Here is a 12,596-nt window from a genome sequence, read left to right as displayed (position 1 = left end):
CGGGTCCGTCCCGCAACGCCCGGAATGGGTATCCAGGGCGGCGACCAGCGCCGCCGGCGCACCGCGACGACGCGCGGTGCGGGGTCGGCCCGCTGCCCGCCAGCTGGGGGTTACTCGCCCGTCACCTGCCGGGCAGGGCACACTACGGCGGGTGACGGGTGCATCGGTGGCCGATCGACTCGACGGACAGCACGTTCTGCTCACGGGCGTCACTGGTTTCGTGGGGGAAGCGCTGCTCCGGCTGCTCCTGTCCGAGGTCCCGCGCGCGCGCCTGACGGTGCTGGTCCGCCCGAAGGGCTCGACCACGGCCGAGGCCCGCGTCGCGACGCTGCTCCAGAAGCCGGTCTTCGAGGGGCTCGAGGACGCCGCCAGCCGGGTCGAGGTGCTGTCCGGGGACCTCACCGACGTTCCGCCGCTGCCGCCCGACCTGGACGCGGTCGTCCACTGCGCGGGCGACGTGTCGTTCGACCCGCCGGTGGACGAGGGCTTCCGCACGAACGTGGTCGGCACCCGTGACCTCCTGGCGCGGATCCGGGAGACCGGGACCGATCCGCATTATGTGCACATCTCGACGGCGTACGTCGCCGGTCGCCGCCGCGGCGTGATCCCCGAGGCGCCTGTCGACCACGACGTGGACCTCGAGGCCGAGCTCGCGTGGGGCCTGTCGCAGCGACGCTCGATCGAGCACCAGAGCCGCAGCGCGTTCGTGCTCGAGCGCGAGCGCCGCAAGGCCGAGAAGACCCACAGCCGGGCCGGCCTGCTGACCTCCGCCGCCGCGACCGAGGCCGCGCGCAAGGAGTGGGTGAAGACCGAGCTGGTGCGGGTCGGCACCGAGCGGGCCCGCAGCCTCGGCTGGACCGACTGCTACACGTTCACCAAGGCGCTCGGGGAGCGGGTCGTCGAGGCGTACGCCGTCGACCACCGGGTCTCGATCGTCCGCCCGAGCATCATCGAGTCCGCCCTCGAGAAGCCGTACCCCGGCTGGATCGAGGGCTTCAAGATGGCCGAGCCGCTGATCCTCGCCTACGGGCGCGGCGAGCTCCCGGACATGCCCGGCGCGGCGGACACCATCGTCGACATCGTCCCGGTCGACCAGGTCGTGGCCGCGATCGTCGGGGTCCTCGCGCACCCGCCCGAGGCGGGCCGGCCGGACTACTTCCACGTGTCGTCGGGCGACCGGAACCCGCTGACCTTCGGGACGCTGTACCAGAACGTGCGCGCCTACTTCGACGCCCACCCGTTCGTCTCCGGCGACCGCGGCGCGACCCGGCTGCCGGAGTGGCGCTTCCCGGGGTCGCAGACGGTGGAGCGGCTGCTCAGCACCAGCGAGCGCGCCTTCAAGGTGGCCGACTACGTCATCGGTCACGCGCCGCGCAGCGACCGGACGCGCGACCTGGCCCGCAAGCTCGACCAGCAGGGCCGCCGCCTGGAGTTCCTGCGCCGCTACCTCGGGCTCTACCAGGAGTACGCGCAGGCGGAGCTGCAGTTCTCCGACGCGAACACGCTCGCCCTCTACCGGTCGCTCTCGGCGGCCGACCAGGAGGCCTTCGCCTTCGACACGGCGGTCGTGGACTGGAAGGTCTACCTCCAGGACATCCACTGCCCGGCCGTCACCGCCCCGATCCGCCGGCTCGACGAGGTCCGCGCCGCCCGGCGGCGGCCGACCACGACGGCCCCGCGGGGTCTGGTCCAGAAGCCCGACGTGGCCGCGTTCTTCGACATGGACGGCACCCTGCTGTCCTCCAACGTCATCGAGACCTACCTCTGGCTCCGGCTGCGCGAGCTGTCCGGCTCCGAGCGGTTCGCCGAGCTGGCCCGCGTTGCAGCCCGGGTGCCCCTGCTGGTGCAGGCCGAGCGCCGCGAGCGCAGCGCGTTCCTCCGCTCGGTCTACCGGGAGTACGACGGCGCCCGGCTGGCCGACCTCGACGCGATCGCCGACGAGCACCTCACCGACCACGTCCTGACCCGGCTGTCGCCGGCCGCGGTGCGCAAGGTCCGGGAGCACCGCGCCGCGGGTCATCGCACCGTCCTGATCACCGGCGCCATCCGGCCGCTGACCCGGCCGCTGCGCCCGCTCTTCGACCACATCGAGGCCGCCGAGCTCGCCGTCGACGACCAGGGCGTGTGCACCGGCTACCTCAGGTCGTCGCCGCTGGTGGGGGAGTCGCGGGCCGCGTGGATGCGGCAGTACGCCGCGGAGCACGGCATCGACCTCGCGGCGTCGTACGGCTATGCCGACTCCCACTCCGACCTGCCGCTGCTGGAGGCTGTCGGCCGGCCGGTCGCCGTACGCCCGGACGTGTCGCTCTACCGGCACGCCCGCAGGAACCGGTGGACGATCGAGGACTGGGCGAGCTCGACCTCCCACACCCGCACCCTCAACCCGGCAGGTGACCGCGCATGATGCTGGCGCTCGAGATGTTCCGGTCGGTGTCGCGCACCATGGCCGGGAAGGCGATCGGTGGCCGGATGCCCGGCGTGCTGTCGGGCTTCGCGGCGCCGCTTCGGCTGGTGACCATCGACGAGCCGCGAGCGGACCGCCCCGGCTGGGCGCGGCTGCGGACCCGGCTCTCCGGCATCTGCGGCTCCGACCTCGGGGCGCTGTCCGGGCGCACCAGCCTGTACTTCTCGGCGGTCGTGTCGCTGCCCTTCGTCCCCGGCCACGAGGTGGTCGCCGAGCTGCTCGACGACTGCGAGGACCTGCCCAAGGGCACCCGGGTGGTCGTGGACCCGGTCCTGACCTGCGCGGCCCGCGGCGTCGAGCCGTGCACCGCCTGCAGCTCCGGTCACACCAACCGCTGCGAGCGGATCACCGTCGGGCACCTGGCCCCCGGCCTGCAGACCGGGTTCTGCAAGGACACCGGGGGCGGCTGGGGGCAGCAGCTGGCCGCGCACCGCAGCCAGTTCCACCCGGTCCCGGAGGGCTTCTCGGACGAGCAGGCGATCCTGATCGAGCCCGTCGCGTGCGCGGTCCACACGGCCCTGCGCGCGGGCGTCGGTGCCGGCGACCGGGTGCTGGTCAGCGGCGCCGGCTCGGTCGGGCTGTTCGCGACGCTCGCGCTGCGCGAGCTCACGGACGCCGGCGAGATCATCGTGGTCGCCAAGCACCCGCACCAGAGGGACCTGGCCCGCGACTTCGGCGCGACCGAGGTGGTCGCGCCCGGCGAGGTGCTCCGGCGGGTCCGCCGGGCGACCGGCGCCTTCCAGCTCGAGCCGCAGTTCTCCTCGCCGTACCTCCTGGGCGGCGTCGACGTCGCGGTCGACGCGGTCGGCAGCAAGCAGTCGCTCGAGACCGCCCTCCAGGCCACGCGGGCCGGCGGGCGGGTCGTGCTGTCCGGGATGCCCGCCCCCGCCGACCTCTCCGCTGCCTGGTTCCGCGAGCTCGAGGTCGTCGGCACCTACGCCTCCGCGCGCTCCGACGACGCGTTCGCGCGGGCGACCGAGCTGGTCGCCACCGACGCCGTCCAGGTGCTCGCCAAGTCCGTCGCCAGCTATCCGCTGCACCGCTGGCGCGAAGCGCTCGACCACGCCCACTCGGCCGGCCGCCTCGGCACGGTCAAAGTCGCCTTCGACCCGAGGAGTTCCTCATGAGTCGCCCCGGATTCGTCCTCGAGGTGGACGACCGCACCCCGCCGCTCGTCGTGCACGAGGGGCTCGGCTTCCGGTTGGAGGACGGCTTCCCCCTGGGGACGCGGGTCGTGTACCCGCCGGAGTCGATCCCCGCCGTGCCGGATGTCGACGCGGCCATCCGCGAGGCCCTGCTGCACCCGGTCGACTCGGACCCGCTGCCCGAGCTGCTGTTCGCCGGGATGCGGCTGACGATCGCCTTCGACGACCTGTCGCTGCCGCTGCCGACGATGAAGGCACCCGACATCCGCGGCCGGATCATCGAGCACGTGCTCACGATGGCGGCCGAGGCCGGCGTCGACGACGTCAAGCTGATCGCGGCCAACGCGCTGCACCGCCGGATGACCGCCGCCGAGCTCAAGCACATCGTGGGGGAGCGGGTGTTCCGCTCGTTCTACCCGCAGGGTGACCTCTACAACTTCGACGCGGAGGACCGCGACGCGCTCGCGCACCTCGGCACGACCGACAAGGGCGAGGACATCGAGATCAGCAAGCGGGCCGCCGAGTCCGACCTGCTGGTCTACGTCAACGTGAACCTGGTCGCGATGGACGGCGGGCACAAGTCCGTCGGCATCGGGCTGGCGTCGTACAAGTCGCTGCGCCACCACCACAACGCCAAGACGATGGTGCAGTCGCGGTCCTTCATGGACCACAAGCACTCGGCGATGCACCACTCGGCGTGGCGGATCGGGCGGGTCATCAAGGACACCGTCAAGGTCTTCCAGATCGAGACCACGCTCAACAACGACGTCTTCCCGAAGCCGTTCGACTTCCTCCAGAAGCGCGAGTGGGAGTGGTCGGTCAAGGACCAGGCGTCGATGCTCGGCGTACGACGCGGACTGGCCGCGGCCCCCCAGCGGCTGCGGCACAAGATGTTCCACGACATGCGCTCGGTCTACGGGCTGACCGGCGTGAACGCCGGCGAGGTCGAGGCCGTGCACGAGCGGACGCTGCAGAAGGTCCACCAGCAGCACCTGGTGGAGGTGCAGGGCCAGTCCGACGTGCTGGTGATGGGCGTGCCGTACCTCGGGCCGTACAACGTGAACTCGTCGATGAACCCGGTGCTGGCGACCTGCATGGGACTCGGCTACTACTTCAACTCCTACCGGGGGCAGCCGGTCGTCCGCAAGGGCGGCGCGGTGATCCTGTACCACCCGCTGAACGAGGGCTTCAACCAGCTGCACCACCCGTCGTACGTGGACTTCTACGAGGAGGTGCTCGCCGAGTCGACCGACCCGGCGGTGGTCGGGGAGAAGTACGAGCAGCAGTTCGCGGAGGACCCCTGGTACATCCACCTCTACCGGACCTCGCACGCCTACCACGGCGTCCACCCGTTCTACATGTGGTACTGGGCGGCGCACGCGATGGACCACGTCGACGAGGTGATCTGGGTGGGCGCGGACCGGCGGGTGGCGTCGCGGCTCGGCTTCCGGGCCGCCACGACGCTCGCGGACGCCCTCGAGATGGCGTCGGGCACCGTCGGCACGTCCCCGTCGATCACCTACCTGCACAACCCGCCCCACCTGCTGGCGGACGTGCGATGAGCTTCGTCCGCTCCTCCGTCGAGGACATCCGGCTCGTGTCCCGCGGCTGGCGCTGGGGGCGGCGTCCGCAGGTCCCGCGCTCCGCCGAGGAGTGGGTGCCCGCGGCGCGGTCGACGGTGTTCCGCACGGACTGGTCGCGGCGACGCCCCGCGATGGCCGCGCGCGAGGTCGCCCAGAAGGTCGGCCTCGAGCCGCTGTTCCGCTCGCAGGTGCGGACCCGGGTCGAGGCGCTCGACGTGCTCGATCGCATCGACGGCCCGGTGATCTTCGTCGCCAACCACGTCTCCCACCTCGACACTCCGCTCGTGCTCCTCTCGCTGCCGGACGAGTGGCGCCGGCGTACGGCGGTGGCGGCCGCGGCCGACTACTTCTTCGACACCTGGTGGCGGGCGGTCGGCTCGGTGCTGCTGTTCAACACCTTCCCGATCGACCGGCGCGGCGGCTCCCTCGCGGCCACGCCCGGCGAGGTGCTCGCCGACGGCTGGAGCCTGGTGATCTATCCCGAGGGCACCCGCTCGAACGACGGGTGGATGGGCAAGTTCCGGATGGGCGCGGCGTTCCTGGCCAAGGAGCACGGCGTACCTGTCGTGCCCGTCGCGCACCGCGGGACGTTCGCGGCGATGCCACGCGGCCAGGGCTGGCCTTCCCCCGGGCGGCGACAGCTGACCATCCGGTTCGGCGAGCCCCTCGTCTGCGGGGCCGACGAGTCCGTGCGGGAGTTCGCACCCCGGATCAAGGACGCCGTCGCGGCCCTGCTCGACGAGGACCGCACCACGTGGTGGGAGGCCCGTCGCCGGGTCGCCTCCGGCTCGACCCCCGACCCCTCCGGCCCGTCGGTCGCCCAGTGGCGGCGGGTGTGGGAGCAGTCCGAGTCACCCGCTCCCGATGCGCCCGCGCGGAAGCTGCGCGCCTGGCGGCGTTGACCACCGCTGGCTCGTGCGGCATGCGGATTGGTCACCAACCGCAGATTTCGGGGCCGATCGCGTGCGGTTCGTGACCAATCGCGGGGTGCTCCGGGTCGGCGGTGGGATAGCCACCGTTTCGTTGCCGCAAAGGGTGGCTCCTGCACCGCTGGGTCGCTCTGGGCGGATCTGAGTCTGCGGTTTGGTCACCAACCGCGACGATGGGGACGCGAACCGGGCCACCAGCGCGCGCCTGTGGACGCCTCGCGGGCCGAGTGCCGGGACGGCAGCAACGACCGCGTGAGAGCACTCTCACCGGCACCTCATGGCCACCTCACCGGGCCCCGGCAACGTCGTCCTCACGCAAGCCAACGAGAGGACTTCATGATGACGACGCTCAAGACCACCACCCTCGGGGTGGCCGGACTCGCCACTGCTGCGCTGATCGCGTGGGGCGCCCCGGCGCTCGCCGACCACGGGTCCGACGACCCGGCCGGCCACGACCAGGCCCCCGGCCAGCACCACCGTCACCACCACGGGCACCACCACGGCCAGCACCACGGTCACGGGGCTGACGACCCCGCCGGCCACGACGCTGGGGCCGACCACGGTCGCCAGGGGAACGACGACCCCGCCGGCCACGACGCTGGGGACGACCACGGTCGCCACGGGAACGACGACCCGGCCGGCCACGACGCCGGGGACGACCACGGTCAGGGCGCTGACGACCCCGCCGGCCACGACGCCGGCGACGACCACGGTCAGGGCGCTGACGACCCCGCCGACCACGACGCCGGCGACGACAACAGCCACAGCGGTCACGACGACCACGGCGACGACCACGGCGACGACCACGGCGACGACCACGGCGACCACAGCGGTCACGACGACCACGGCGACGACCACGGCGACGACCACGGCGACGACCACGGCGACCACAGCGGTCACGGCGGCGGCGACGACCACGGCGACGACGACTGACCCGACGACAGGAGCGCGGGGGGGGGCTACCGGTTGAACCGGTAGCCCATCCCGCGCACCGTCGCGATCGCCTCGGGCCCGAACTTCCGGCGCAGGTACCCGACGTAGACGTCGACGACGTTCGAGCCGGGGTCGAAGTCCATGCCCCACACGTGGTCGAGGAGCTGTTCGCGGGAGAGCACCTGGCCCGCGTTGACCATGAAGATCTCCGCGAGCGCGAACTCGCGCGCGGACAGGTCCACCTCGCGCTGGCCGACCACGGCGCGCCGGGTCCGTACGTCGAGGCGTACGCCGCCGGACTCGATGACGTCCTCGCGCGGCACGGTGACCCGCTGGTCCTGCCGCAGCCGCAGCCGCACCCGCGCGACCAGCTCCGCGAAGCGGAACGGCTTGGGCATGTAGTCGTCCGCGCCGCCCTCCAGGGCCGAGACCGTGTCGCCCACCGAGTCCCGCGCGGTCAGCACGATCACCGGGACTCGGGAGCCCTGCGCCCGCAGGTGCTCGAGCACCGCGAACCCGTCCATCGTCGGCAGCCCGATGTCCAGCACCACCAGGTCGAAGTCGCCGCTCAGCGCGTGGTCGAGCCCCTCCCGGCCGTCGGCCACGGTCCTGGTCAGGTGCCCCTCGGCACGCAGCCCCTTGGCGACGAAGGACGCGATCCGCTCCTCGTCCTCCACGATCAGGATCCGGGCCACTCGTCCTCCTCCGGCAGCGTGATCACGAACCGGGCCCCCCGCGGCTCGGCGTCCTCGACGGCGACGCTGCCGCCGTGGGCACGGGCGATGGCGCCGACGATCGACAGGCCGAGGCCGAAGCCCTCGTCACCAGGAGGTACGGCGGCGCGTCCGAATCGTTCAAAGATCCGCTGACGATCTGGCGGCGGTACACCGGGCCCGGCGTCACGCACCCACAGCCGGCTCACGCCCTCGCCGTACGACGAGCCGATGGCGACCTGGTCCCCGTCCCTGGTGTGCTTGACGGCGTTGTCGGCCAGCTGGAGCACTGCCTGGGTGAGTCGCTGCTCGTCGGCGACCAGCTTGTGCGCGGCCACCTCGTCCAGCACCCACTCCCGGTCGCCGAGGCCGCGCGCCTTGGTGACCAGGTCGCGGGTCAGCGTCTCGAGGTCGACCTCACGGAGCCGCAGGAAGTCGGGCCGGTCGCTCTTCGCGAGCAGGATCAGGTCGCCCACCAGCCGGGCCATCCGGTCGGTCTCGTCGAGCAGCAGCTCGCGGGTCGCCGTGATCTCCTTGGGGTCGTCCGGGTCGAGGAGCTCGAGGTGGCCGCGCAGCACCGTCAGCGGTGTCTTGAGCTCGTGCCCGGCGTCGTCGAGGAACTGTCGCTGACCGACGAACGCCGCCTCGAGCCGGCCCAGCATCCCGTTGAACGTGCGGGTGAGAGCGGTGATGTCGTCGTTCCCCGTCACCGGAAGCCGCTGGGACAGGTCGGTCTCGGAGATCTCGTCGGCGGTCTCCCGCAGGGTCCGCAGCGGCGAGAGCAGCCGCCCCGACACCCACGCCGCCATCGCGGTCACCAGCAGCAGGGCCAGCGCCGCCACGATCGCATAGGTGCGCATCGTCTCGTGCAGCCCCGACCGCGCACGGTCGAGGAACGTCACGACGACGAGCGCGCCGACCCGATCGCCCTGGCGGACGCTCTGCACGCCGATCTGCAGCTCGCCGAAGTCCGAGTCGAGCCGGGTGCTGCCGTTGGTCGCGAGCAGCGGGCGCACCGCGTCGGCGAGCCAGGCGCTGCGGCTGATCGCGTCCCACTTCGGCGACTGCGCCCCGACGTGGTCGTCCCACCAGCCGATCAGCAGCTCGTCGTCGTCGGGCAGGTTCGTCGCCATGAACTGGCGGACCAGCGCCTCGGGTGCCGCGAACGTGCCCTCGTCCTGGATCGCCCGCAGCTCGGCGAACTCGCCGTCCGCCTGCGCCTGGACCTGCTGGTCCAGCCGCCGCGACTCGATCGTGTAGACGACCACGCCCGCCACCACCAGGCCCGCGAGCACCAGCAGCGCGACGGTCGCGGTGATCCGGACCCGGACCGACGGGCTAGTCCTCACCACCACCGCGCCCGTGGCCGGAGTGGTCGTCGCCGCTGTGGTCGTCGCTGCCGCCGTTGTCGCTGCCGCCGTTGTCGCTGCCGGAGTGGTCGTCGCCGCCGTGGTGGTCCCCACCGTGGTCGTCGTCGAGGTCGTCGTAGCTCGGCGTGATCACCTCTGGCTCGCTCGACTGCGAGGGGGTCGGCGACGGCGAGGGAGACGCCGACCGGGTGGGGTGGGCCTCCCGGATCGTGATGGTGTGGCGTGGCGCCGGGTCGTCGGAGGCCGACGCCGCGAGGGAGCCGGCGACGTACGCCGCCATGGGTACGACGAGCGCGAGTCCGACCAGGACCTTCCACACGGTGCTCATGACACCGACCATCCTCGCCGATGGTGGGGCGATCGTGAGAGCCGGATGAGAGCACTCTCATGCTCGTCGTCCGGTGGGGTACCGGCCGCGGCGTGACCGACCAGAGCGCACCACACCACGACCAGCTGCCCCTGCCCGACTACGACCATCTCCCGATCGGCTCGCTCGAGGGCCGGATCCGTGCCCTCGACGCCGAGGGCGTGGCCGCGCTGCTCGCCTACGAGCGCGAGCACGGCGACCGGCTGCCGGCCGTCAACGTGCTCGAGCGCCGGCTCGAGGGGCTCCGTTCCGGAGACGCCGAGCCGACCGGCGCCGACCCGCTCGCGGAGACGCCGGAGGTGCAGCACGCCCCGCCGACCGGGTCCCCGGTGTCGCCGCAGACCGAGGGTGACCCGGTCAACCCGCCCTCGCACGGTGACCCGACCAACCCTGCTCAGCCGCGCGGCTGAGGGTCACTGGTCCCAGCGGAGCAGGGCGGCGACCGGCTGGTTGCCGAGGGCCGTCCGGCCCGCGACGGTCACGCTCGCGGAGGTGAGGACGGCGGCGGCGACCAACGCGAGGTCGGCGCGAACCGTCTCCTGCGTGCCGATCGACAGGCCACGGTACGTCCGGGGGTCGATCTCCTGCTCGGCCGCGGCCGCGGGATCGATGAGCAGGGTGTCGACCTGTCCACGGACGAACGCCTCCGTGACGTCGTCGATGCCGGCGACGGCCCCTTCGCCGCGGCCCAGCCGCTCGCGGAGCTCGTGCACGCGCCCGAGCCGCCGGGTCACGACCTGCTCCAGCAGCGCCTCGCGGACGGCCTGGGCCTGCGCGTCGTCACCGCCGTCGTCGGCGCGCGAGCCGGTCTCGAGCTCGACCAGCTCCGCCTCCGTGCCGGCCAGCTTGTCGCGGACCAGCCCGCGTGACTGCGGGTCCCCGGCCAGCAGGACCAGCCGGTGCCCGCGGCGCACGTGTCCGACGACCTCGTCGACGACGGCCTCGGCGTTGCGGGCCCAGACGTTCTCGGTGTTGCGTTGGTACCGCAGCGCCGACCACCCGCCCACCGGCACCTGGTGCACGAACCTCTCCTCACCACCGACCGATGCCTCCTCCTCGGCGGCCGGTACGTCGGAGCTGTAGAGCGCCACGTCGCCGCCCTCGTGGTCGACGAGCGCGAGCACGAACGTCACGGCGCTGTCCCGGTGCTCGATCCACCGGGCGAGGTCCGGCAGCGGCGCCCACGTCGCGGTCGGTACGTCGACCCGGGTGCTCGCGAGCTCGTCGTACCCGACGCCGTCCGCGTTGGCGACGACCACCCTCGCCACCGGAGACGGCTGGGCAGGGAGCTCGCCGAGCCGCTCGGCGACGAGGGCGACGACCTTGTCGTCCGCACCCTGGTCGCGGAGCTGCTCACAGGCCGCGCGCACCCGCAGTTCGTGCTCGTGCTCGCCGTTCTCGTTCTCGTGTCCGACGTCGACGAACGCCGTGGCGAACGGGCCGCTGGACTGGAAGAGCTCACTCAGCGTCGAGGTGTCCATGCGGGCCCGGTTTCCCGAAACGGACTGCCGAAAACGGGCCTACAGTGGCCCCATGATCGTCCCGTTCAGCGTCTCGGACTTCCTCGACCGCGCGGTGCAGGTGTACGGCGAGCGGGTCGGTGTCGTCGACGAGCCGGACCAGCCCGCACCCTCTCTCGGCGAGCTCACCTACGCGCAGGTGGGAGCCCGTGCGCGACGGCAGGCGGCGATGCTCGACAAGCTCGGCCTCGAGGTCGGAGACCGGGTCGCGATCGTCAGCCACAACAGCGCGCGGCTGCTGACCTCGTTCTTCGGCGTCTGCGGGTCCGGCCGGGTGCTCGTGCCCGTGAACTTCCGGCTCCGTCCCGACGAGGTGGCGTACATCGTCGAGCACTCCGGCGCCCGGATGCTGCTGGTCGACCCGGAGCTCGAGGACTCCCTGAAGGGCGTCGACGCCGAGTTCAAGTACGTGCTCGGCGACGAGGCCAGCCTGGACGTGCCGGAGGACGCCGAGCCGCGCCCGTGGGAGCCGGACGAGAACGCCACCGCCTGCATCAACTACACCTCCGGGACCACCGCGCGCCCCAAGGGCGTGCAGATCACGCACCGCAACATCTGGGTCAACGCGGTGACGTTCGCGATGCACACCGCGGTCACCGACCGCGACGTCTACCTGCACACGCTGCCGATGTTCCACGCCAACGGCTGGGGGATGCCGTTCGCGATGACCGGGCTCGGCGTGAAGCAGGTGGTGATCCGCAAGATCGACGGCGCCGAGATCCTGCGTCGTGTCGAGCAGCACGGCGTCACCGTCATGTGCGCCGCCCCCGCGGTCGCCGCCGCGGTCCTCGAGGCCGCGCAGTCGTGGGAGGGTCCGATCCCGGGCCGCGACCGGGTCCGCATCATCATGGCCGGGGCTCCGCCGCCGACGAAGACCGTCGCGCGCGTCGAGGAGGAGCTCGGCTGGGAGTTCATCCAGATCTACGGGCTCACCGAGACCTCGCCGCTGCTGACGATCAACCGGTCGCGCGCCGAGTGGGACGACCTCGAGCCGATGGAACGGGCGACGAGGCTGACCCGGGCCGGCGCGCCCGCGCTCGGCGTCCGGCTGGCGATCTCCGAGGACCAGGAGAGTGCCGGCGAGGTGCTCGCCCGGTCCAACGTCGTGCTCGAGGGCTACTGGCAGCAGCCGGAGGAGACCGAGCGGGCGCTGGCCGGTGGCTGGTTCCACACCGGCGACGGCGGCACGATCGGCGACGACGGCTACCTGACGATCTCGGACCGCAAGAAGGACGTCATCATCACCGGCGGCGAGAACGTCTCCTCGATCGAGGTCGAGGACGTGCTGTTCTCCCACCCCGCCGTCGCCGAGGTCGCCGTGATCGGCGTGCCCAGCGAGAAGTGGGGCGAGACCATCAAGGCGCTCGTCGTGCTCGCCGAGGGACAGGAGGCGACCGAGGCCGAGCTGATCGCCTGGTGCAAGGACAAGGCGGCCGGCTACAAGGCGCCCACGACAGTGGAGTTCCGCGAGGAGCTGGCCCGCACCGCGACCGGCAAGCTCCAGAAGTTCAAGCTGCGCGAGCAGTACTGGAAGGGTTACGAGCGCCAGGTCAACTAGCCAGCGTCGACTGG

General features: G+C 72.3%; 11 protein-coding genes. 7 read left to right on the top strand and 4 right to left on the bottom strand.

The genetic code is table 11. The annotated features are described in order from the left end of the window. Nucleotides 1-166: 166 nt before the first annotated feature. The 5 genes from N538_RS0108485 (at nucleotide 167) to N538_RS0108465 (ending at nucleotide 7,054) form a co-directional block, all read left to right on the top strand. Nucleotides 167-2,404 (top strand): HAD-IB family hydrolase, encoded by a 2,238-nt coding sequence (locus tag N538_RS0108485; RefSeq protein ID WP_028636958.1) that lies wholly within the window; start codon nucleotides 167-169, stop codon nucleotides 2,402-2,404. Further along, nucleotides 2,404-3,591 carry a zinc-binding dehydrogenase gene (locus N538_RS0108480; RefSeq protein WP_081790373.1) on the top strand — a complete coding sequence of 396 codons (1,188 nt, stop codon included), beginning with the start codon at nucleotides 2,404-2,406 and terminating at the stop codon, nucleotides 3,589-3,591. Before N538_RS0108485 ends, N538_RS0108480 begins: the two co-directional genes overlap by 1 nt. Beyond that, nucleotides 3,588-5,171 carry a lactate racemase domain-containing protein gene (locus N538_RS0108475; RefSeq protein WP_028636956.1) on the top strand — a complete coding sequence of 528 codons (1,584 nt, stop codon included), beginning with the start codon at nucleotides 3,588-3,590 and terminating at the stop codon, nucleotides 5,169-5,171. Before N538_RS0108480 ends, N538_RS0108475 begins: the two co-directional genes overlap by 4 nt. Further along, the gene (locus N538_RS0108470) at nucleotides 5,168-6,094 is read left to right on the top strand and encodes a lysophospholipid acyltransferase family protein (protein WP_028636955.1); all 927 of its coding nucleotides are present in this window, start codon (nucleotides 5,168-5,170) and stop codon (nucleotides 6,092-6,094) included. The genes N538_RS0108475 and N538_RS0108470 overlap by 4 nt, the downstream gene beginning before the upstream one ends. A 366-nt stretch (nucleotides 6,095-6,460) precedes the next feature. Then, nucleotides 6,461-7,054 carry a hypothetical protein gene (locus N538_RS0108465; protein ID WP_155992015.1) on the top strand — a complete coding sequence of 198 codons (594 nt, stop codon included), beginning with the start codon at nucleotides 6,461-6,463 and terminating at the stop codon, nucleotides 7,052-7,054. Between the two features lie 26 nt (nucleotides 7,055-7,080). Here N538_RS0108465 and N538_RS0108460 read toward each other — a convergent pair whose 3' ends face one another. Genes N538_RS0108460 through N538_RS29265 form a run of 3 tightly spaced genes read right to left on the bottom strand, consistent with a single transcriptional unit; the run spans nucleotide 7,081 to nucleotide 9,465 of the window. After that, the gene (locus tag N538_RS0108460; protein WP_028636953.1) at nucleotides 7,081-7,749 is read right to left on the bottom strand and encodes a response regulator transcription factor; all 669 of its coding nucleotides are present in this window, start codon (nucleotides 7,747-7,749) and stop codon (nucleotides 7,081-7,083) included. Beyond that, nucleotides 7,734-9,116, bottom strand: a complete 1,383-nt coding sequence (locus N538_RS0108455) for a sensor histidine kinase (RefSeq protein WP_036569855.1) — start codon at nucleotides 9,114-9,116, stop codon at nucleotides 7,734-7,736. Before N538_RS0108455 ends, N538_RS0108460 begins: the two co-directional genes overlap by 16 nt. Next, nucleotides 9,106-9,465: a hypothetical protein gene (locus tag N538_RS29265; RefSeq protein WP_231496166.1), complete on the bottom strand. Its 360-nt coding sequence runs from the start codon at nucleotides 9,463-9,465 to the stop codon at nucleotides 9,106-9,108. The genes N538_RS0108455 and N538_RS29265 overlap by 11 nt, the downstream gene beginning before the upstream one ends. 92 nt (nucleotides 9,466-9,557) lie before the next feature. Between N538_RS29265 and N538_RS0108445 the strand changes: the two genes are divergently transcribed. Next, nucleotides 9,558-9,914, top strand: a complete 357-nt coding sequence (locus tag N538_RS0108445; protein ID WP_028636950.1) for a hypothetical protein — start codon at nucleotides 9,558-9,560, stop codon at nucleotides 9,912-9,914. 3 nt (nucleotides 9,915-9,917) lie between these two features. Here N538_RS0108445 and N538_RS0108440 read toward each other — a convergent pair whose 3' ends face one another. After that, complete coding sequence (locus N538_RS0108440) at nucleotides 9,918-10,985, bottom strand: baeRF2 domain-containing protein (RefSeq protein ID WP_028636949.1); 1,068 nt, start codon at nucleotides 10,983-10,985, stop codon at nucleotides 9,918-9,920. Between the two features lie 52 nt (nucleotides 10,986-11,037). Here N538_RS0108440 and N538_RS0108435 point away from each other — a divergent pair, with 52 nt between their 5' ends. Next, complete coding sequence (locus N538_RS0108435) at nucleotides 11,038-12,582, top strand: AMP-binding protein (RefSeq protein ID WP_028636948.1); 1,545 nt, start codon at nucleotides 11,038-11,040, stop codon at nucleotides 12,580-12,582. Nucleotides 12,583-12,596 lie beyond the last annotated feature (14 nt).

Origin of the sequence: Nocardioides sp. URHA0032, from assembly GCF_000620645.1 — a bacterium.
GTDB lineage: Bacteria > Actinomycetota > Actinomycetes > Propionibacteriales > Nocardioidaceae > Nocardioides.
This window is presented reverse-complemented; position numbering and strand designations above follow the sequence as displayed.

What these genes read in the sequence shown, in the direction of transcription:
- N538_RS0108475 (WP_028636956.1), top strand. Translation starts at nt 3,588, where the DNA reads ATGAGTCGCCCCGGATTCGTCCTCGAGGTGGACGACCGCACCCCGCCG.
- N538_RS0108470 (WP_028636955.1), top strand. Translation starts at nt 5,168, where the DNA reads ATGAGCTTCGTCCGCTCCTCCGTCGAGGACATCCGGCTCGTGTCCCGC.
- N538_RS0108435 (WP_028636948.1), top strand. Translation starts at nt 11,038, where the DNA reads ATGATCGTCCCGTTCAGCGTCTCGGACTTCCTCGACCGCGCGGTGCAG.
- N538_RS0108480 (WP_081790373.1), top strand. Translation starts at nt 2,404, where the DNA reads ATGCTGGCGCTCGAGATGTTCCGGTCGGTGTCGCGCACCATGGCCGGG.
- N538_RS0108465 (WP_155992015.1), top strand. Translation starts at nt 6,461, where the DNA reads ATGACGACGCTCAAGACCACCACCCTCGGGGTGGCCGGACTCGCCACT.
- N538_RS0108440 (WP_028636949.1), bottom strand. Translation starts at nt 10,985, where the DNA reads ATGGACACCTCGACGCTGAGTGAGCTCTTCCAGTCCAGCGGCCCGTTC.
- N538_RS29265 (WP_231496166.1), bottom strand. Translation starts at nt 9,465, where the DNA reads ATGAGCACCGTGTGGAAGGTCCTGGTCGGACTCGCGCTCGTCGTACCC.